The 19082-nt window shown below is 70.7% G+C and carries 17 protein-coding genes; 4 read left to right on the forward strand and 13 right to left on the reverse strand.

Going from position 1 to position 19082, the window contains the following annotated elements:
• Positions 1-69 precede the first annotated feature (69 nt).
• The 7 genes from pyrF to pyrR are packed head-to-tail and all read right to left on the reverse strand — an operon-like array spanning position 70 to position 8981.
• Positions 70-960: an orotidine-5'-phosphate decarboxylase gene (gene pyrF / locus GVV77_RS04600; RefSeq protein WP_159616771.1), complete on the reverse strand. Its 891-nt coding sequence runs from the start codon at positions 958-960 to the stop codon at positions 70-72.
• Positions 950-4261 (reverse strand): carbamoyl-phosphate synthase large subunit, encoded by a 3312-nt coding sequence (gene carB, locus GVV77_RS04605; protein ID WP_159616773.1) that lies wholly within the window; start codon positions 4259-4261, stop codon positions 950-952. Before carB ends, pyrF begins: the two co-directional genes overlap by 11 nt.
• The gene (gene carA, locus GVV77_RS04610) at positions 4261-5478 is read right to left on the reverse strand and encodes a glutamine-hydrolyzing carbamoyl-phosphate synthase small subunit (RefSeq protein ID WP_159616775.1); all 1218 of its coding nucleotides are present in this window, start codon (positions 5476-5478) and stop codon (positions 4261-4263) included. The genes carB and carA overlap by 1 nt, the downstream gene beginning before the upstream one ends.
• A complete protein-coding gene (locus GVV77_RS04615) occupies positions 5475-6026 on the reverse strand; it encodes a PH-like domain-containing protein (RefSeq protein WP_425483337.1) in 552 nt (183 codons plus the stop codon). The genes carA and GVV77_RS04615 overlap by 4 nt, the downstream gene beginning before the upstream one ends.
• Complete coding sequence (locus GVV77_RS04620) at positions 6014-7369, reverse strand: dihydroorotase (RefSeq protein ID WP_159616777.1); 1356 nt, start codon at positions 7367-7369, stop codon at positions 6014-6016. Before GVV77_RS04620 ends, GVV77_RS04615 begins: the two co-directional genes overlap by 13 nt.
• Positions 7366-8397, reverse strand: a complete 1032-nt coding sequence (locus GVV77_RS04625; protein WP_159616779.1) for an aspartate carbamoyltransferase catalytic subunit — start codon at positions 8395-8397, stop codon at positions 7366-7368. The genes GVV77_RS04620 and GVV77_RS04625 overlap by 4 nt, the downstream gene beginning before the upstream one ends.
• Positions 8394-8981 (reverse strand): bifunctional pyr operon transcriptional regulator/uracil phosphoribosyltransferase PyrR, encoded by a 588-nt coding sequence (gene pyrR / locus GVV77_RS04630; protein WP_159616781.1) that lies wholly within the window; start codon positions 8979-8981, stop codon positions 8394-8396. The genes GVV77_RS04625 and pyrR overlap by 4 nt, the downstream gene beginning before the upstream one ends.
• Positions 8982-9077: 96 nt before the next feature.
• On the opposite strand from pyrR, the gene GVV77_RS04635 reads away from it, so the two are divergent.
• The 4 genes from GVV77_RS04635 to GVV77_RS04650 all read left to right on the forward strand — a co-directional run bounded on the left by GVV77_RS04635 (position 9078) and on the right by GVV77_RS04650 (position 13671).
• Positions 9078-10322 (forward strand): PrsW family intramembrane metalloprotease, encoded by a 1245-nt coding sequence (locus GVV77_RS04635; RefSeq protein ID WP_159616783.1) that lies wholly within the window; start codon positions 9078-9080, stop codon positions 10320-10322.
• 80 nt (positions 10323-10402) lie between these two features.
• Positions 10403-11083: a TetR/AcrR family transcriptional regulator gene (locus GVV77_RS04640; RefSeq protein WP_246199639.1), complete on the forward strand. Its 681-nt coding sequence runs from the start codon at positions 10403-10405 to the stop codon at positions 11081-11083.
• Between the two features lie 30 nt (positions 11084-11113).
• Positions 11114-12016, forward strand: coding sequence for an ABC transporter ATP-binding protein (locus tag GVV77_RS04645; RefSeq protein ID WP_159616787.1), 903 nt, complete (start codon positions 11114-11116; stop codon positions 12014-12016).
• Entirely contained in the window at positions 12013-13671 is a 1659-nt protein-coding gene (locus GVV77_RS04650; RefSeq protein WP_159616789.1) for an ABC transporter permease, read from the forward strand. Before GVV77_RS04645 ends, GVV77_RS04650 begins: the two co-directional genes overlap by 4 nt.
• 160 nt (positions 13672-13831) lie before the next feature.
• Here GVV77_RS04650 and GVV77_RS04655 read toward each other — a convergent pair whose 3' ends face one another.
• The 6 genes from GVV77_RS04655 to GVV77_RS04680 form a co-directional block, all read right to left on the reverse strand.
• Positions 13832-14698 (reverse strand): alpha/beta fold hydrolase, encoded by an 867-nt coding sequence (locus GVV77_RS04655; protein ID WP_159616791.1) that lies wholly within the window; start codon positions 14696-14698, stop codon positions 13832-13834.
• Between the two features lie 117 nt (positions 14699-14815).
• Positions 14816-16183, reverse strand: a complete 1368-nt coding sequence (locus GVV77_RS04660; RefSeq protein ID WP_159616793.1) for an NAD(P)/FAD-dependent oxidoreductase — start codon at positions 16181-16183, stop codon at positions 14816-14818.
• Between the two features lie 189 nt (positions 16184-16372).
• Positions 16373-16840 carry a carboxymuconolactone decarboxylase family protein gene (locus GVV77_RS04665; RefSeq protein ID WP_159616795.1) on the reverse strand — a complete coding sequence of 156 codons (468 nt, stop codon included), beginning with the start codon at positions 16838-16840 and terminating at the stop codon, positions 16373-16375.
• Between the two features lie 120 nt (positions 16841-16960).
• Positions 16961-17656, reverse strand: a complete 696-nt coding sequence (locus GVV77_RS04670; RefSeq protein ID WP_159616797.1) for a TetR/AcrR family transcriptional regulator — start codon at positions 17654-17656, stop codon at positions 16961-16963.
• A complete protein-coding gene (locus tag GVV77_RS04675) occupies positions 17646-18212 on the reverse strand; it encodes an RNA polymerase sigma factor (RefSeq protein WP_159616799.1) in 567 nt (188 codons plus the stop codon). The genes GVV77_RS04670 and GVV77_RS04675 overlap by 11 nt, the downstream gene beginning before the upstream one ends.
• Positions 18213-18345: 133 nt before the next feature.
• On the reverse strand, positions 18346-19080 hold the full coding sequence (locus GVV77_RS04680) for a class F sortase (protein ID WP_246199640.1): 735 nt from the start codon (positions 19078-19080) through the stop codon (positions 18346-18348).
• Between the last annotated feature and the right edge of the window lie 2 nt (positions 19081-19082).

The raw sequence follows: 19082 nt of genomic DNA on the forward strand, positions 1-19082 counted from the left end.
GAAATGCCGGTCACCGCTGGTCTTGGAGAATGGGCTGGATCTGAACCTATCTTCTCAATCGGCCCAAAATCAATCCGCTGCAGGGAGCGGATCAAGTTCCCGGCGGGCGGACCGCGCGGCCTCCCGCAGCCGTGCCGGATCCGGCCCCGCCGCGAGGACGGCCCGGCTCGAGGTCGGCAGCACCAGAGGGCGGGCGGCGCCGAAGCTGGCCTCGAGTTCACGGGCGCCCGCGCCCTGGGCCCCGACGCCGGGGGCCAGGATGGGCCCGTTCAGCGCACCGAGGTCAAGGCCCAGGGACGTCACCGCGGCCCCGACGGTCGCCCCGATGACCAGGCCGACGGACCCGGGCGCTCCGACCTCCGCCGCCGCCCGGTTCTCCGCAGCGGCGGCCCGCACGATCCTCAGCGCGACCGATTCCGCGCCGCCGGCGTGCTGCACCGAGGCACCCTCGGGGTTGGAGGTGAGGGCGAGGATGAACACGCCCCGGCCGGTGCCTTCGGCCAGGTCGAGGGCCGGTCGCAGCGATTCGAAGCCGAGGTACGGGTTGAGGGTGACGGCGTCCGCGGCGAACGGCGCGCCCTCGGCCAGCCAGGCCTCCGCGTAGGCGGTCATCGTTGAGCCGATGTCGCCCCGTTTGGCATCGGCGATCGTCAGCACGTCCGCCTCCACCGCCCGGGCCAGCAGCGTCTCGAGCACGGCCAGCCCCTTGGAGCCGTGCCGCTCGTACAGGGCCACCTGCGGCTTCAGGGCCGCCGCCTCGGGCCCGAGGACCTCCAGCGCCGCCAGGGAAAACCGCTCAAGGCCCGCTGGGCTGTCCGGCAGGTCCCAGGCCGCCAGCAGGGCCGGGTGCGGGTCGATCCCGATGCACAGGCCGCCGCGGCGCCGCCGCGCGGCCGCGAGGCGCACCCCGAACGGTTCGCGGGGCGCGCCGGCGGGGCGGGTGCCGCTGCTAGGAGGCATGCTGGGCCTCCGTGGAGGCGCGCAGGTTCGCTGCGTGTTCCTGAAGGCTCGTCACCGACCATTCGAAAGAGCGCATAGCCTCGATCGCCTGCACGGCGGCCCCGACCTCGGGGATGGTGGTGACGACGGGAAGCCCGTAGGAGGTCGCCGCCGCCCGGATCTCGTACCCGTCGCCGCGGGCCTGCCCGCCGGAGGGGGTGTTGATGATCATGTCGATGCCGCCGCTGGTGATCAGGTCGACGACGGTGCCGGTGCCGTCGGCCCCGGCGCCCTCGGCGACCTTCCGCACCGTCGTGGCGCTGATGCCGTTGCGCCGGAGCACATCGGCGGTGCCGCCGGTCGAGACGATCTGGAAGCCCAGGTCGACGAGGCGCTTGACCGGCAGGATGATTGAGCGCTTGTCCCGGTTGGCCACGGAGACGAAGACCTTGCCCGAGATCGGCAGGGCCGCGTTCGCCGCGGCCTGGCTCTTGGCGAACGCGGTGTCGAAGTACCGGTCGATGCCCATGACCTCGCCGGTGGAGCGCATCTCCGGGCCGAGCAGCGAGTCGACGACGACGCCCTCGGGGGTCCGGAACCGGCTGAAGGGCAGCACGGCCTCCTTCACCGACACCGGGGCGTCGAAGGGCAGGGACCCGCCGTCGCCCTGCTGCGGCAGCAGGTGGTGAACGCCCCGCAGTTCGGCGATGCTGACGCCGACCCCGATCAGGGCGGCCGCCTTGGCGAGCTGCACGCCGGTGGCCTTGGAGACGAACGGCACGGTGCGGGACGCGCGCGGGTTCGCCTCCAGCACGTAGAGGATGTCGGAGGCCAGGGCGAACTGGATGTTGATCAGCCCGCGCACCCCCACCCCCTCGGCGATGGCCAGCGTCGCCGTCCGGACCCGCTCCAGGACGTCGGCGCCGAGGGTGATCGGCGGCAGCACGCAGGCGGAGTCGCCGGAGTGGATGCCGGCCTCCTCGATGTGCTCCATGATTCCGCCCAGGTACATGTCGGTGCCGTCGTAGAGCGCGTCGACGTCGATCTCGATGGCGTCTTCGAGGAACCGGTCGATCAGCACCGGGTGGTCGGCGGTGATCTCGGTGGCGTTGGCGATGTAGCGCGAGAGGTTCGGCTCGTCGTACACGATCTCCATGCCGCGCCCGCCCAGGACGTAGGAGGGACGCACCAGGACGGGGTAGCCGATCTCGTCGGCGATCTTCTTGGAGTCCTCGAAGGAGACGGCGGTGCCGTTCTTCGGGGCGATCAGCCCGCCGGCGTCGAGCACCCGGCTGAAGGCCCCGCGGTGCTCGGCCAGGTCGATGGCCTCCGGGGAGGTCCCCAGGATGGGGATGCCGGCGTCGGCCAGTTCCTGCGCCAGTTTCAGCGGCGTCTGCCCGCCCAGCTGGACGAAGACCCCCATCACTCCCCCGGTCCGCTGCTCCGCGGCGATCACCTCGAGGACGTCCTCGAGGGTGAGCGGCTCGAAGTAGAGGCGGGTGGAGATGTCGTAGTCCGTCGAGACCGTCTCGGGGTTGCAGTTGATCATCACCGTCTCGTACCCGGCCTGGCGCAGCGCCATGGAGGCGTGCACGCAGGAGTAGTCGAACTCGATGCCCTGGCCGATCCGGTTCGGCCCTGAGCCGAGGATGATCACCGAGGGCCGGGCGTGGTCGGCCACCTCGTCCTCCTCGTCGTAGGAGGAGTAGTGGTACGGGGTGAAGGCGGCGAATTCGGCCGCGCAGGTGTCGACGGTCTTGAAGACCGGGCGCACGCCCAGGGCGTGGCGGACCCCGCGCACCACCGCGTCCGGGATGTGCCGCAGGGCGCCGATCTGTTCGTCGGAGAAGCCGTGGCGCTTGGCGAGGCGGAGGATGTCCTCGCTCAGGTTCGCGGCCGTCCGCACCTGCTCGGCGGTCTCGTTGAGCAGGACCAGCTGGTCAAGGAACCAGGGGTCGATGCCGGTGGCCTCGTGCAGGTCTTCGATGCTCGCCCCGCCCAGCAGGGCGCGCTGGACCTGGGAGAGCCGTTCCGTCGTGGGGCGCTTCGCCGCCTCGATGAGGGCGGGGACCTCCTCGGCGGGCACGGGCGCGAAGGACAGCTGGGAGCCCTTCTGCTCAAGGGAGCGCAGGGCCTTCTGCAGCGCCTCGGTGAAGTTGCGGCCCATGGCCATGGCCTCGCCGACCGACTTCATGGTGGTCGTCAGGGTGGTGTCCGCGGCCGGGAACTTCTCGAAGGCGAAGCGCGGAACCTTCACCACGACGTAGTCGAGCGTCGGCTCGAAGGAGGCCGGCGTCTTCTGCGTGATGTCGTTGGGGATCTCGTCGAGGGTGTAGCCCAGGGAGAGCTTCGTGGCGATCTTCGCGATGGCGAAACCGGTGGCCTTGGAGGCCAGCGCGGAGGAGCGCGAGACGCGGGGGTTCATCTCGATCACGACGACGCGTCCGGTCGAGGGCTCGATGGCGAACTGGATGTTGCACCCGCCGGTGTCCACTCCAACCTCGCGGATGACGGCGATGGAGATGTCGCGCAGCCGCTGGTACTCGCGGTCGGTCAGGGTGAGGGCGGGGGCGACGGTGATGGAGTCGCCGGTGTGGACCCCGACCGGGTCGAAGTTCTCGATGGAGCAGACCACAACGACGTTGTCGTTTCTGTCCCGCATCATCTCGAGCTCGTACTCCTTCCAGCCCAGGATGCTCTCCTCGAGCAGCACCTCGCTGGTGGGGCTGTACTGAAGGCCCTGCCCGACGATCCGGCGCAGGTCGGCCTCGGTGTAGGCGAGGCCGGAGCCGAGGCCGCCCATGGTGAAGGAGGGCCGCACCACCATGGGGTAGCCGAGGTCCCCGGCGGCCGCCAGGGCCTCATCCAGGGTGTGGACGATCACCGAGCGCGCCGATTCGGCGCCGCAGCGTTCGACGACGCCCTTGAACTTCTCCCGGTCCTCGCCGAGCTCGATGGCGGCGATATTGGCGCCGATGAGCTCGACGCCGAATTTCTCCAGGATGCCGTTCTTGTCCAGGGCGATCGCGGTGTTGAGCGCGGTCTGCCCGCCGAGGGTGGGAAGGAGCGCGTCGGGGCGTTCCTTCTCGATGATCTTGGCGACCACCTCGGGGGTGATGGGTTCGACGTAGGTGGCGTCGGCGAACTCGGGGTCGGTCATGATGGTGGCCGGGTTCGAGTTGACGAGGATGACCCGCAGGCCCTCCTCCTTGAGCACGCGCAGCGCCTGGGTGCCCGAGTAGTCGAATTCGGCGGCCTGCCCAATCACGATGGGGCCGGAGCCGATGACCAGGACGCTGCGAAGGTCGGTTCTGCGGGGCATCAGTTCTCTTCCTGGGGGGTGCTCGGGGCGGTGCTGTCGGGGCTGATCTGCTGCGCGCCCTGAGCGGCAGCCATCAGGTCGATGAAGCGGTCGAACAGGTAGGCCGAGTCGTGGGGGCCGGCTGCCGCTTCGGGGTGGTACTGGACGGAGAAGGCGGGAAGGTCGAGGCACGCGAGCCCCTCGACGACCGAGTCGTTGAGGCTGATGTGGCTGACCTCGACGCGGCCGAAGGCGCCGTGCGGTGCCTCGACGGGGCCCTCGAGCGGGGCGTCGACGGCGAACCCGTGGTTCTGGGAGGTGATTTCGACCCGGCCGGTCCGCCGGTCCAGGACGGGCTGGTTGATGCCGCGGTGGCCGTAGCGCAGCTTGTAGGTGCCGAAGCCCAGGGCACGGCCCAGGATCTGGTTGCCGAAGCAGATGCCGAAGAACGGGATCCGCCGCTCCAGGACCCGCCGCAGCAGCTCCACCTGCACGTCGGCCGTCGCCGGGTCCCCGGGACCGTTGGACATGAACACGCCGTCAGGGCCGGCCTCCGTGAGTTCCTCGAAGGAGGTGTCGGCAGGGAAGACGACGGTGCGCACCCCGCGCTGGGCGAAGTGCCGAGGGGTCATGGTCTTGATCCCGAGGTCCAGGGCGGCGACGGTGAACCGGGGCTCGCCGTCCCACCCGTGGTCGGCCGGTTCGACGGTGTACACCGCCGCGGCGCTCACCTCCTCCGCAAGGCGCGCCCCGGCCATCGACTGCTGCGCCTGGACCAGTTCCAGCAGCTGCGCGGCGGGCAGGGCGGCGGCGGCGCCGGAGAAGATGCCGGCCTTCATCGCGCCGCGCTCACGCAGGTGGCGGGTGACGGCGCGGGTGTCCACGCCCTCGATCCCGACGACGCCCTGGTCGCGGAGCTGGGCGTCGAGGCTGAGTTCGGAGCGCCAGTTGGACGGGCGGCGGGCCGCGTCGCGCACGATGTAGCCGGCCACCCAGATGCGCCGAGACTCGGCGTCGTCCGCGTTCACCCCGGTATTGCCGATGTGGGGGGCGGTCTGCACCACGAGCTGGCGGGCGTAGGAGGGGTCGGTGATGGTTTCCTGATAGCCGGTCATGCCGGTGGCGAACACCGCCTCACCGAGGGCGGTGCCCTCGGCGCCGTAGCTGCGGCCGCGGAAGGACCTGCCGTCCTCAAGGACGAGCACCGCCCCTGCCGGGGACGTGGGGGGTTGGTTCACTGGGGGTTCCTGCCTTCGGGATCAATCGGGGAATCGTTCGTGGGGTCGGTCGGGCGTGGGCTGCCTGGGGTGAGGGCGGCGACCGCCGCGAGGAGCTGGGTTTTATCGGTGGCGTGGCGGGTCCGGAACCCGGTGTCGACGCCTTCGCCGTTGAGCCGCCAGGAGAGCACGATCAGGCCGTTCTTTTCAACGAACTTGCCGGTCATGCCCGATTCGAGGCGGACCCCGGTGAGGTCGCTGCGCGGCACATACACGTCCGGGGCGCCCCGGCGGGCCAGCAGGACGCCTTCGGGGTGCACCGTGACGACGGCCTCGGAGCGCACTCCCAGGCCGTGGACGGCGATGCGGTCGAGCCAATCCCCCGCCGTCGTCGTGGCCACGTACTGGCCTTCAGTCCGGTAAAGCTCCCGGCCGGGGTCGGCCGGGACGGCAGGCGGAGCGGGCACCGCGGCCTGCCGGCGCAGCCGGTTGCGCCAGCCCACGGCCATCAGGGCGAAGACGGCGACGACGATCAGGAGGGTGAGGCTGAGCGGGCCTAGCCAGTCCACGCGGTTTCCTTAGCAGCCGGGGTGAGCGGCGCATTGAGGGCGCCGTCGAGGACGGTGGGGTGGCCGCGGTAGAACGTGGCCTGGACCCGGCCGGGGAGCCGGAGCCCGGCGAAGGGGCTGTTGCGCCCCATGGTCGCCATCCGATGCGGGTCGACCGTCCAGCGCGCCGCGGGGTCCACCAGGATGAGGTTGGCCGGTTCACCCTCGGCCAGCGGCCTGCCCTGGTGGGCCAGCCGCCCGATCTCCGCGGGCCGGGTGGAGGTGACGCGGGCGAAGCCCTCCCAGTCCAGCAGGCCGGTCTCCACCATGGCGTGCTGCACCACGGACAGGGCGGTCTCCAGACCGGTCATGCCCATGGCCGCCTGAGCCCACTCGCATTCCTTGTGCTCGCTGGGGTGCGGGGCGTGGTCGGTTCCCACGGCGTCGATGGTGCCGTCGGCGAGGGCCTCACGCAGGGCCTGCACGTCCTCGGCGGTGCGCAGGGGCGGGTTCACCTTGTAGACGGGGTTGTAGCTGCGCACGAGGTCGTCGGTGAGCAGCAGGTGGTGCGGGGTGACCTCGGCAGTGACGCGGATGCCGCGGGCCTTGGCCCAGCGCAGGATCTCGACGGACCCGGCGGTGGAGACATGGCAGACGTGCAGCCGGGAATTCACGTGCTGGGCCAGGAGGACGTCGCGGGCGATGATGCTCTCCTCGGCGACGGCCGGCCAGCCGGTCAGGCCGAGAACGGCGGAGACCTCCCCCTCGTTCATCTGCGCCCCCTCGGTGAGCCGGGGCTCCTGGGCGTGCTGGGCGATCACACCGTCGAAGGCCTTCACGTACTCGAGGGCGCGGCGCATCAGGACGGGGTCGGAGACGCAGATGCCGTCGTCGGAGAAGACCCGCACCCGGGCGCGGGATTCGGCCATGGCGCCGAGTTCGGCCATCCGTTCCCCCGCCAGGCCGACAGTGACGGCGCCGACCGGGCGGACCTCGACCCAGCCCGCGCGCTCCCCCAGGCTGTACACCTGTTCGACGACGCCGGCGGTGTCGGCCACCGGCGAGCTGTTGGCCATGGCGTGAACCGCGGTGAACCCGCCCAGTGCGGCGGCGCGGGATCCGGTTTCAACGGTTTCGGCGTCCTCGCGGCCGGGCTCGCGCAGGTGGGTGTGGAGGTCGACCATGCCGGGAAGGGCGATCAACCCGTCGGCGTCGATCACCTGCGTTCCGGGGTCCGGGGCGGCGCCGGCGCCGACCCGCGCGATGCGTCCGTCCCGGATCAGCAGGTCCCGGCGGGGTCCGCCCAGCGGGGAGGCGCCCCGGATCAGGTACCCATTTCCGGGTGTCGGTGCTGCACCGGTCATACTGCGGGCTCCTTCGTGGGGGAAAGTGCGGGGTTCTCGCGGACGGTCGGCGCGGCCGGGTCGCCATGGGTGCCGCCGGCAAGCAGCAGGTAGAGCGCGGCCATGCGCACCGAGACGCCGTTGCGCACCTGGGCCAGCACGGTGGAGCGGACCGAGTCCGCCGCGGCGGCCGAAATCTCCAGCCCGCGGTTCATGGGTCCGGGGTGCATAATGACCGTGTCGCCGAGGCCCAGGGTGTCGAGCGCCGCGAGGCGGGCGTCGTCGAACCCCCAGCGCCGGGAGTACTCCCGGGTGGAGGGGAAGAAGGCGGCGTTCATCCGTTCGGCCTGCAGCCGGAGCATCATGACAGCGTCGGGCCGGGCGGCGAGCGCCTCGTCCAGGTTGTACCGCACGGTGCAGGGCCAGGTGTCGACCCCCACGGGGAGCAGGGTGGGCGGGCCCACCAGGGTGACGTCCGCGCCGAGGGTCTTCAGGAGCCACACATTGGAGCGGGCGACGCGCGAGTGGAGGATGTCCCCCACGATCAGGACCCGCATGCCGGTGAGGTCGCTGCCGGGAGAGCCGGTGCCGGCCAGCTTCGCCCAGTGGCGGCGGAGCGTGAAGGCGTCGAGCAGCGCCTGGGTGGGGTGCTCGTGGGTCCCGTCGCCGGCGTTGAGGACCGCCGCGTCGATCCAGCCGGACGCGGCCAGGCGGGCAGGGGCGCCGGAGGCGGGGTGGCGGATGACGACGGCGTCGGCGCTCATCGCCTCGAGCGTCTGGGCGGTGTCCTTGAGCGATTCGCCCTTGGAGACCGAGGAGCCCTTGGCGGCGAAGTTGATGACGTCTGCGGAGAGCCGCTTGGCGGCGGCCTCGAAGGAGATCCGGGTCCTCGTCGAGTCCTCGTAGAACAGGTTCACCACGGTGCGCCCGCGCAGGGCGGGCAGCTTCTTGATCTCGCGCTCGCCCACGGCCGCCATCTCCTCGGCGGTGTCGAGCAGGCGCAGCGCGTCGGGCAGGGCCAGGTCATGGGTGGAGAGAAGGTGCTTCATGCGCCGCCCTCGATGACGACTTCGTTCACGGGACGCCCACCGGCGGTGTCGATCTCCTCGAGGTGCACCCGGACCCGCTCAGCCGAGGAGGTCGGCAGGTTCTTGCCGACATGGTCGGCTCGGATCGGAAGCTCCCGGTGCCCGCGGTCCACCAGGACGGCGAGCCGCACGATGCGGGGCCGGCCGAGGTCGGCCAGCGCGTCAAGGGCGGCCCGGATGGTCCGCCCGGAGTACAGGACGTCATCGACGAGCACCACGACCTTTTCGTCGATCCCGGTCGGCGGGAGCTCGGTGGCCCGCGGCGGCCGGGTGGGATTGCGCTGGAGGTCGTCCCGGTACATGGTGACATCGAGCTGGCCGGTGATGGCCCGGGGGTCGACGGAGGGATCGACGGCGCCGATGCGGCGGGCGAGGCGCTGGGCGAGCGGGTAGCCCCTGCGGGGAATGCCGAGGAGCACAAGGTCGGAGGAGCCTTTGTTGGCTTCGAGGATCTCGTGGGCGATGCGGGTGAGCGCGCGGTCTATATCGGCTTCGGCGAGAACAACGCGCGGTGCGGCTCCGGCATGCGGTGCGGGCACGGTCATATCACGCTTCCTCCTTCCCCGCCTCACAGGACGGCATTTAAAGGTTGGCTGCGTTCTCAAAAGTATCACAGGACTCACGGCGAATAGTCTGGGCGTATGTCGCTTTACGATCCGTCCGGCTCGGCCCGCCCCGGCCCCCGGGGGCTTTCCTGGTGGGACGCCTCGACCCAGCACTCGACCCCGCCGGCGCCCCAATGGAACCGGCCCGCTCCCCCGCCTCCGGTGTGGAACCGGCCCGTGAGGCGCGGAGCCGGCGCCCTGAACGTCGTGCTGCTGCTCATCACCGCGCTGGTGCTCGCCGCGCTCGCCTGGTTCCTGTCGCAGTCCCTTGGCACGACCGCGCTGGTGCTGTGTGCGGTGCTGGCACTGGTGCCGCTGGCCATCTGCGCCCTGGGCATCGGCTGGATCGACCGGTGGGATCCGGAGCCCCGCGGGGCGTTGCTGTTCGCCTTCCTGTGGGGTGCGGGGATCTCGGTGGTCGTAACGCTGCTGCTGGGAAACTACGTCCTTGGCCTGCTCAGCGTGGCACTGGCCTCAACCTCGACCGACGTCATCGGCCCGGTCCTGCAGGCCCCGGTCGTCGAGGAATCCGCCAAGGGACTCGGGGTGCTGATCCTTGTCTACTCCCGGCGCAGCCACTTCGATGGGCCGGTGGACGGCATCGTCTATGCCGGCACGATCGCCGCGGGGTTCGCCTTCACCGAAAACATCCTCTACTTCAGTTCGGCCATCCTTGAGTCGGGAACCCTGGGCGCGGTCGTCGGCGTGTTCGTGCTGCGCGGGCTCTTCTCGCCGTTTGCCCACGTGATGTTCACCGCCGCCCTGGGTTTCGTGGTGGGGCGGGCGGTCAGCCGGGGCGGCGGACCGGCCCGGGTGCTGCCGGCCTTCCTCCTGGGCCTGATTCCCGCCATCGCCGGGCACATGCTCTGGAACGGCGGGACGGTGCTGCTGTTCGACGATTTCTTCTCCTTCTACCTGCTCGTCCAGGTCCCGCTGTTCTGCGTGGCGATCGTCGCGGTGGTGCTGATCCGGCGGGCGGAGCGCCGGCTGACCGAATCCCGGCTCGGTGACTATGTCGACGCCGGCTGGTTCACCCCCCAGGAGGTGTCGATGCTCGCCACCGGTCCGGGGCGGGCCCAGGCCCTCACCTGGGCGGGGTCGTTCGGCGCCCGCAGCGAGATGAAGGCGTTCATCCGGGCCGCCACCCGGCTCGCCTTCACCCGTCAGCGGATGGTCAACGGCCGGCCGGGGGCCGCTCATGCCGCCGAGGAACGGGCACTCCTTGACTCGGCGACCCACCACCGGTCGCGGCTCTTCACGCTGGCCTCGCCACGCCCGTAAGCCCTGCCGGGACCGGCCCCGGACAGGACCGGTCCTTTCGGCCCTAGTGCGGCGCTGTGCGGGTGGTTAGCATGCTGAACATGCGTTCAGCCGGCGCTTTCGTTCAAGCTGACCGCCCGGAGGACCGGACGGCCAGGGCACGTCTCCGGGACGCCGCGGTCCGGCTGTTCGGGCGCGACGGCTTCCGGGTGGGACTGCGCGCCATCGCCCGGGAGACCGGGGTGAGCCCGGCCCTGGTCCTTCACCACTTCGGCTCCAAGGATGGGCTCCGGGAGGCCTGCGACGGCTACGTCCTCGAGCAGATCCGTTCCTACAAGAGCCAGGCGACGGGCGGGCCGGCGGCGGTTGAGGGCCTGCTGGGCCTGGCCAGCGTCGAGGAGTCCGCCCACCTCCTCGCCTACGCCATCCGCTGCCTCCAGGAGGGCGGATCCGCCGCCGGGTCGTTCCTCGACCATTTCGCCGAGGAGGTGGAGGGGTGGCTTGCCGAAGGAGTCGCAGCCGGCACCATCCGCCCCTCCCGGGACGAGAAGGCCCGTGCCCGCTGCCTGGCCCTGCAGGGGTTCGGTTCGGTGCTGCTCGATCTCAGCGTGCACCCGCCGCGGGACCCCCACGACTTTCCTTCGATCCTGCGCGGCTACCTCGAACGCCACGCACTGCCGACCCTCGAACTCTTTTCCCAGGGGCTCACCACCGACCGATCGATGCTCGACACCTACCTCATGTACGTTCCGGACCCTCCGCAGGAAGAATCCCCCCGCTGACCCCAGCCCTTCTTCCACCAGGAGCATCCCGTGAACCCTGTCATTGACGTGCAGAAACTGAGCAAGAACTTCGGTGCCGTCCGGGCACTCGACGAACTGGACCTGCGGCTTGAGGCCGGCGAGGTCCACGGCTTCCTCGGCCCCAACGGAGCCGGCAAGTCCACCACCATCCGGGTCCTCCTCGGTGCAGCGAAGGCCGACTCCGGGACCGTGAGGCTCTTCGGGGAGGACCCGTGGACGGAGGCGGTGCGGCTCCACCGCAGGCTCTCCTACGTTCCCGGGGATGTGAACCTGTGGCCCAAGATCACCGGCGGCGAAGCGATCGACCTCCTCGTGAGCCTGCGCGGCGGCGCCGACGGCAGGCGCCGCGCCGAACTCCTCGAGCGTTTCGATCTCGACCCAGGCAAGAAGACCCGCACCTACTCCAAGGGAAACCGGCAGAAGGTCGCACTCGTCGCGGCGCTTGCGAGCGACGTCGAACTGCTCGTGCTCGACGAACCCACCTCCGGCCTCGATCCCCTGATGGAGCGGGTCTTCCAGGACTGCGTCCGGGAGGCCAAGGCAGCCGGACGCACCGTGCTGCTCTCAAGCCACCTCCTTGCCGAGGTCGAAACCCTCTGCGACCGGGTGACAATCATCCGGCAGGGGCGGACCGTTCGGTCGGGCGCGCTCAGTGAGCTGCGGCACCTGGCCCGTGCGGCGGTGTCCGTGGTGTGCGGGAAGGATCCGTCGGGTGTCGCCCTGCTGCCCGGGGTCCACGACGTCCGCCGGGACGGCGAGCGCCTGCTCTTCAGTGTCGAGGACGGCGCGATGCCCGCCGTGCTGGAATATCTCCTGCCCCTGGACATCCGCAGCCTCACCTCGACGCCGCCCACCCTTGAGGAACTGTTCGTCCACCAGTACAGCCCGGACGCGCAGGGGGCGCGCTCATGAGCATCACGGCCCCTCCCCGGGGACGGCGGGGCGGGCTCCGGGGTGCCCGCGCCGCCGGCGCCCTCACCGGAACGGGGAGGCTGTTCCGCTTCGCCCTGCTGCGGGACCGCCTCCGGATCCCGCTCTGGGCCCTGTCGCTGGGCGGGCTCGTCGGCTACTTCGGCGCGGTCCTTCCGCTGGCCTATCCGGATCAGGCGGCCCTGCAGACCCGCGCGGCGATTATGAAGGACCCCTCCGGCGCCCTGCTTTCCGGCCCGGGGTACGGGCTGGGGAACTATACGCTGGGCGCTCTGCTGGCCAATGAGGTGCTGGGCATGCTGGCGGTCGCGGCGGCGCTGATGTCAATTTTCCTGGTAGTCCGGCACACCCGGGCCGAGGAGGAATCCGGGCGGGCCGAACTGGTGCGCGCCGGCGTCGTGGGGCGGTACGCCCCGCTCACGGCTGCCCTCGGAGCGCTGCTGGTGGCCAATGGCGCCGTCGCCGTCGCCCTGGCCGCCGCGCTGCTCGGCAACGGACTTGCCGGTGCCGACTCGCTCGCCCTTGCCGCCGGGGTCGCGGCCGTCGGCCTTGTCTTTGGCGCAGTAGCAGCGGTGACGGCCCAGCTCAGCCAGTCGGCCCGCGGCGCCACCGGCATGGCGGGAGGGGCCCTCGGGCTTGCCTACCTGCTCCGCGGGATCGGCGACGCGCAGCGCGTCGGCGGGAGTGCGTTGTCCTGGCTCTCCCCCATCGGGTGGAGCCAGCAGACCCGGGCCTTCGTCGACCTGCGCTGGTGGCCGCTGCTGCCCTCGGTTGTGCTCGCCGCGCTGCTCTGCCTGAGCGCGTACCTGCTGGCCTCCCGGCGGGATCTCGGGGCGGGCCTGCTCTCCGCCCGCCCGGGCCGCAGCCGCGCGACGCGGGCGCTGGCCTCGCCCGCGGGACTGGCGCTTCGGCTCGAGCGCGGCAGCATCCTCAGCTGGTGCCTCGGCCTTTTCGTCTTCGCCCTGCTCACCGGGTCGATGGGCGAGACCATCGTAGAGAGCTTCGAGACCCGGCCCGAGCTCGCCGTGGTGATTGGGGGTTCGACGGGCGGGGATGCCCTGCGGGCGACCCTTTCAGCCTTCCTTCGGTACTTCGCGATGGCGGTCGCCGTCCATGCGGTGGTCTCGGTGAACCGGCTTCGCCGGGAGGAGGACTCGGGGCGCGCCGCGCTGCTGCTGGCCGCCGGCGCCGGGCGGACCAGGCTGCTGCTCCACTGGCTCGCGGTCACCCTCGCGGCGGACGCGGTGCTGCTGCTGGCCGCCGGTTTCGGGCTGGGGGCCGGCGCGGCTTCCGCCGTCGGACCGGGCGCGGGGAACCTGACGCTCGGGTTCACCGCGGCGTCCCTGGCCTACCTGCCCCTGGTCTCCTGCTTTGCGGCCCTGGCGGCGCTGGCCTACGGCCTGCGGACGGATTCGTGGTGGGTGTGGCTGATCCTGATCGCCTCGCTGCTGATCGGCCTCTACGGACCGATCCTCCGGCTTCCCCAGGCCCTTCTGGATGCCGAGCCGTTCGGCCTGGTGCCAGCGGTACCGGCGGCTTCGTTGGACGGCGGCCCGCTGCTGCTGATGGGCTTCACCGCCCTGACGCTGCTGGCGGCTGCGGTCCCGGCGTTCCGCCGCCGGGATCTCTCCGTGTAGATTCGTCTCCGCCCCGATCCGCGGGCACCCGCCGGGGTGCAGCGCTTCAGCCAGCGCTCCGGCCGGCGCTCCAGCCGGCGCTCCAGCCGGCCGTTTAGGTGGCCGTTCAGGTGGCCGTTCAGGTGGCCGTTCAGGTAGCCGTTTGGGTGGCTCGCCGGAATCAGGACGGCGCCAGGAAGTCCCGGACCGCCGCCGTGACCTCGCCGCGGGTGCCCCCGAGCCAGAAGAGGTGGCTGGGTGCCGAGAGCTCCACCAGCCGGGCGGCAGGGATGGTGTCCCGGTAGTCCTCGGCATGGGCATAGGCGACGCCGCGGTCGTGGCGGGAAGCCGTGATCAGGGTGGGGCAGTCGACGCTGGCCTGGGTCCGGCGGCGGTAGGAGGACCGGGCGCGGCGGGCCTGGCGCAGGTCGTTGGCGAACCCGGACCCGGATGCCATTCCCTGGAACAGCTCCCGTGCCCGCTGCCGGTCCTCGGCCGGGAAGGTGTCCCACCACGCGCCGGTCGGAAGGTCCGAAAGTGTTCCGGCCATGCGCCGCAGCCCGGCGTCGGTGGCCACGCTGCGTGCGACCGCCCGCCAGGTGAGGCCGGAAAGCGCCGGCCCGAAGACCACCGGAGCGATCCGGGCCTGCAGGGGCGAGTCCGGGTACGGGTGGGTGGACGGGGCACAGCTGTGGAGCACCAGCCGGGGTGCGAGGTGTGGCAGCGACACGGCCGTGGCGACGGCCTGCATGCCCCCGAAGGAGACCCCGACCGCCGCGGTGGCCCTCTCGATGCCGAGGCATCGGGCGCTCTCGGCCACAGCGGGAAGAAACTCAGCGGCGGTCAGCGGACCCACATCGGTGCGCCCGTACCCGGGCCGGGAGAACGCGAGCACCCCGTAGCCCAGCGAGGTGTAGAGGCTCCACCCGCAGTCGCTGCCGGCCCGGCAGTGGCCCCCGGGGAAGAACAGCACGGGCGGTTTTACCCCGGGTACGAACAGGATCTCGACGTCCCCCAGGGTCGTCTGCACCACCTGGACCTCACCCATTGCCCCAGTGTAGGTTCCTGCCCGGGCCCAGCGCCCAGGTCCCGCTCCGGCTGGACAGGAGGGCCGGCCGGGGCGCAGTGCCCCGGCCGGACGGGAGGCCCCTGCCAGGAAGGCAGCCTACCCGGCGGTTCCTGCCCCGGGCGCGGCCGGTGCTGCCGGGGGTGCGGGCCTGCTGTAGGAGTCGGCCTCCTCGAACGTCCCGCGCGGGGTCTGCAGCCCGCGCAGCCCGGCGGTGTCGCGTCCCAGCCAGAGGTTGTTCCACCACCCCCACAGCACCCGCCACTTCCGCTCCCAGGTCGGGATGGCCAGCACATGGTAGCCGCGGTGCATCACCCAGGCGGGGAATCCCTTGACCACGATCGGGCCCGACTGGAACACCCCGGAGCCAAGGCCCAGGGTGGCCACCGCGCCCAGGTTGCGGTGGAAGTACCTCTTCGCCTCGCCGCCGCGGAGGGTGTCCCGCAGGTTCCGGGCGAGCAGTTTGCCCTGCCGGATGGCGTTCTGGGCGTTGGGGACGGTGAAGCCGCCGACGCCGCCTCCGGAGAGGTCGGGGATGGCTGCAATGTCTCCGGCCGTCCAGGCATCGGCAACCGGGGTGTCGTCGGTGCCCACCCGCAGGTCGGCCCGCGCCCTCAGGCGTCCGCGCTCGTCGATAGGGAGGTCGGTGTGCCGTGCGAGGCCGGGGTTCGCGAGGACTCCGGCGGTCCACACCAGCAGGCCCGTTTCGAATTCCTCGCCGGTGGAGAGCCGAATCGTACCCTCGACGGCGGAGTCCAGCTGGGTGTTCAGGTGGACCTGCGCTTCGCGGGCGGCAAGATGCCTGAGCACCCACCGGCTGGTCTCCTCGGAGACCTCGGGCAGGATCCGGCCGGTCGCCTCGATCAGGTGAAAGTGAGTCTCGGCGGGGCTCAGTTCCGGATAGCGCTTCAGCGTGGCCGTGGCCAGCGCCCGCAGCTCGCCGAAGGCCTCGATCCCGGCGTATCCGCCGCCCACGAACACGACGGTCAGCAGTTTCTCCCGGGCCGGGCCCGGGGGAAGCGACGCGGCCATGTCGATATTGCGCAGCAGGGTGTCACGGATGAACACGGCCTCCTCGATGTTCTTCAGCCCGACGGCCTGGGCGGCCACCCCCGGGATGGGGAAGGTGCGGGTCACCGCACCGCCGGTGACGACCACGATGTCGTAGCTCTCCGTGTCCTCGTGCCCATCGGGGAACTGCAGCGTGGCGGTCTTTGCCGCATGGTCGAGGTAGCTGACCTTTGCGGTCAGCAGGCGTGTCTTTCGAAGGTGCCTGCGGTGCAGGATCACACTGTGCCGGGCCTCGATCGACCCGGCCAACACCTCCGGGAGGAACGGCTGGTAGGTCATGTAGGGCAGCGGGTCGACCATCGTGACCTGTGCCTCGCCGGGGCGGAGGTACTTCTCCAACCGCCAGGCGACGTAGAAACCGGCGTAACCGCCGCCGATAATGAGGATTCTGCGCATTATCCTGCGCCTCCAATTTCATTCTGGTACTGCTGGAATGGGCACCTTGAGCGCCGGTGCCCGGGCGGAAGACCCGTCCCCCTGGCCGGTGGGACGGAGCTCCGGCCTTGCGGGTCGGAGGAGAGAACCGGGGTGAGCCCCGGTCCGTGGCGGCCGGCGTCGGCGCGGTGGCGCTCCCGCCGTGGACGGTCAGGGGTTGACCTCATAGGCGCTGCTGAGGGCGATGCGGTTGTAGCTGTTGATGACCAGGGCCACCCATGACACCGCGGACATCTGCCCCGAAGAAAGGTGTGCGGCGGCGGACCCGTAGAGACCCGTGTTGGAGTGGGAGTCGCGGATGTCCGTGATGTACTCGGCCAGCGCCAGGGCCGAGCGTTCCTTCTCGTCGAAGTACCCGCTTTCCCGCCATGCGGGCAGCAGGCTCAGCCGTTCGGCGCCCGCGCCCTTCGCGAGGGCGTCCAGAGTGTGGATGCGGAGGCAGAACGCGCACCCGTTGATCTGGGAGACCCGGATCTTGACCAGTTCGATCAGCACCGGTGTGAGCCCCTCGGCGAGCGCGGCCTCCTCCGCACGCTTCGCCACCTCGGCGAGAGCCCTGTAAGTCTCCGGGTGCTCCGATCCGATGTTCGTCCGCCGGGGCTGTGCCTTGATCGTCATAGTGTGGTTCCTTCAACGGCTGGGAGTTTCGGCGCTTGTTGGTGCGCCGGTGCCACTTTCGCGCGGCGGGACCCGGACAGTCGAAGGAACGGGACGAAGGGGCGCCGATCGTTCCACCGCTCAGTTCCGTGACCTGTAGGCCTCCCGGTAGGGCGCGGTCGCGGTCCCCTCGACGGCGAAGCGGGCCAGTGCCCGCAGGAACGGCCCGTCGACGTCCTGCCCGGTGGCGATGAGCCGGTGGTGCAGGGCCCCGTAGACCGCGTCGATAACCATCACCAGGTCAACATCGTCGCGGACCTGGCCGCGCAGCTGGCCCCGGCGCAGGATCACCAGGAACCCGTGCCGGCGTTCGCGCAGCAGCGTCTGGCGGAACTGGGCGGCGAACTCCTCGCTCTGGATCGCCTCCGCCAGGAGGTTCGCCACGGTCGACGCCGCCCCGCCGACCTTGAGGCAGTAGGTCAGCGACACCAGGTAGGAGTGAAGGTCACGGCCCATGTCGCCGGTGTCCTCGACCGTGGTGAGCAGGTTCGTCTTGTAGGTGAAAGCTTCGAGGACGAGCAGCTGGCGGGACGGCCAGTGCCGGTACAGGGTCGATTTGCTCACCCCGGAGGCCCTGGCGACGGCATCGATGGTGACGGCGTCGTAGGTCAGCCGGTCCACCAGGGCGCTGGCGGCCTTCAGGACGCGTGCGCGTACCTCCGCCTCGTGTGAGGCGATCAACGGATGCGCGGGATCCGCCACGCTGCGCTGGGCCACCCGGGCGATGGGTGCACGGGCTATGGGTGCACGGCCGACGGCTCCGGGATCAGGCCGCATGCCAGGCGCCCAACCGCCCGCGCAGGTGCGTGAGCCCCCTGCGGATATGGCTCTTGACGGTCCCCAGCGGAAGATTGAGCAGCACCGCGATCTGCTGGTGCGTCAGGTCCTCGTAGAAAGCGAGCCGCAGGATGGAGCTGCGGGGCTCCCCCAGCAGTTGCAGCTCCCTGTCGAGGGCCACCCGGTCCGTCACGGCATCCACTTCCCGCGCGCGGTTGCGATAATTCCGGAGATCCGTGTGCATCCCCCACCGTGCCACCAGGTGGTTGTGCCGGCTCCGGGCGGAAAGACTGTCATTGACCACATTCCGGCAGATTCCGAAGATCCACCTCGGCACCGTGCCGGACCGCGGATCGAAGCTGTCCCGGAAGCGCCAGGCCCGCACGAACACGTCCTGCGTGATGTCGGCGGCCACTGCGCGGTCGTCCACGGACCGCAGGGCAACCGTATAGACCAAGGGGGCGAACCGCCGATAGGCAGCGATCAGGGTTTCCTCGTCCCCGGCGAAGAACTGTGCGTCAAGCTGCGGTGTCCACTCGAAGCCTGGAGAGGTCACGCTTCACTCCTCTAGCGCAGTGCGGGCCCGGCACCGCGCCAAAAGACGGCCTGCTGTCCTTCGCTGCCACCTCCCGGCGTGTGGGAGGTCTGGGGTTCAACTGATCGGCGGAGGGACTGCACTGATGCCGCGTTCAGAGGGGCAAGGCTGTAAGGACAACATTATCCTCGTAATCTCCCTTCTCGGGCAGCCATTTTCCACCGCACGTAATGATCTTGAGCTGGGCGGGGCCGTCGCGTCGAAACACCTCGGATCCGTTGAGGGTGGCCTTTGGCACGTTCCTCACCTCTGTTACCTCATACCGCAGTGACCGTCCGTCGGCGAGGCCGACCGTGATGACAGTGCCCGGTTCCACGGCCCTGAGCTGGGCGAAGGGCAGCACTTCGGTCTGGCTGTCGACGTGGGCGGCGATGACGGCGTTTCCGGCCTTCGAGCCGGGCGCGGGTCCGTAGCGGTACCAGCCCGCTTCCCAGAAGCTGTCCGGAATCTCCATGGCATCGTTCTTGTCAACCCCCACATCGACCACGTTGACGGAAATGCCGGTGTTGGGGATGTCAAGGGACACGGGGGGCACGGGGGGAGGCTCGGCGTCGGCCTTGGCCGGCCGGACCGGAATCTTCTCGGGGGGCGGCAGCACGGGAGCAGGGGGCGGCGGCGCGCCCGTCGGCTTCCGTGTGGGGTTTGCTTCGGGCAGCACGGGCGGCGACGCCGGGCCCACGGCCTCCCGCGGGGATGCCACCTCGGCTGCGGCAGTCATGCCCTGCTGCGGCGCCGGGTCGGACCAGAGGCTCACCGAGCAGCAGATGGTGAGCACGCCAGCCGCGACCGACGCCGCAGTCAGTGCGAAGGACTTTCGTTGATGGTGCACAG

Origin of the sequence: Arthrobacter zhaoguopingii (assembly GCF_009828605.1) — a bacterium.
GTDB classification, from domain to species: domain Bacteria; phylum Actinomycetota; class Actinomycetes; order Actinomycetales; family Micrococcaceae; genus Arthrobacter_D; species Arthrobacter_D zhaoguopingii.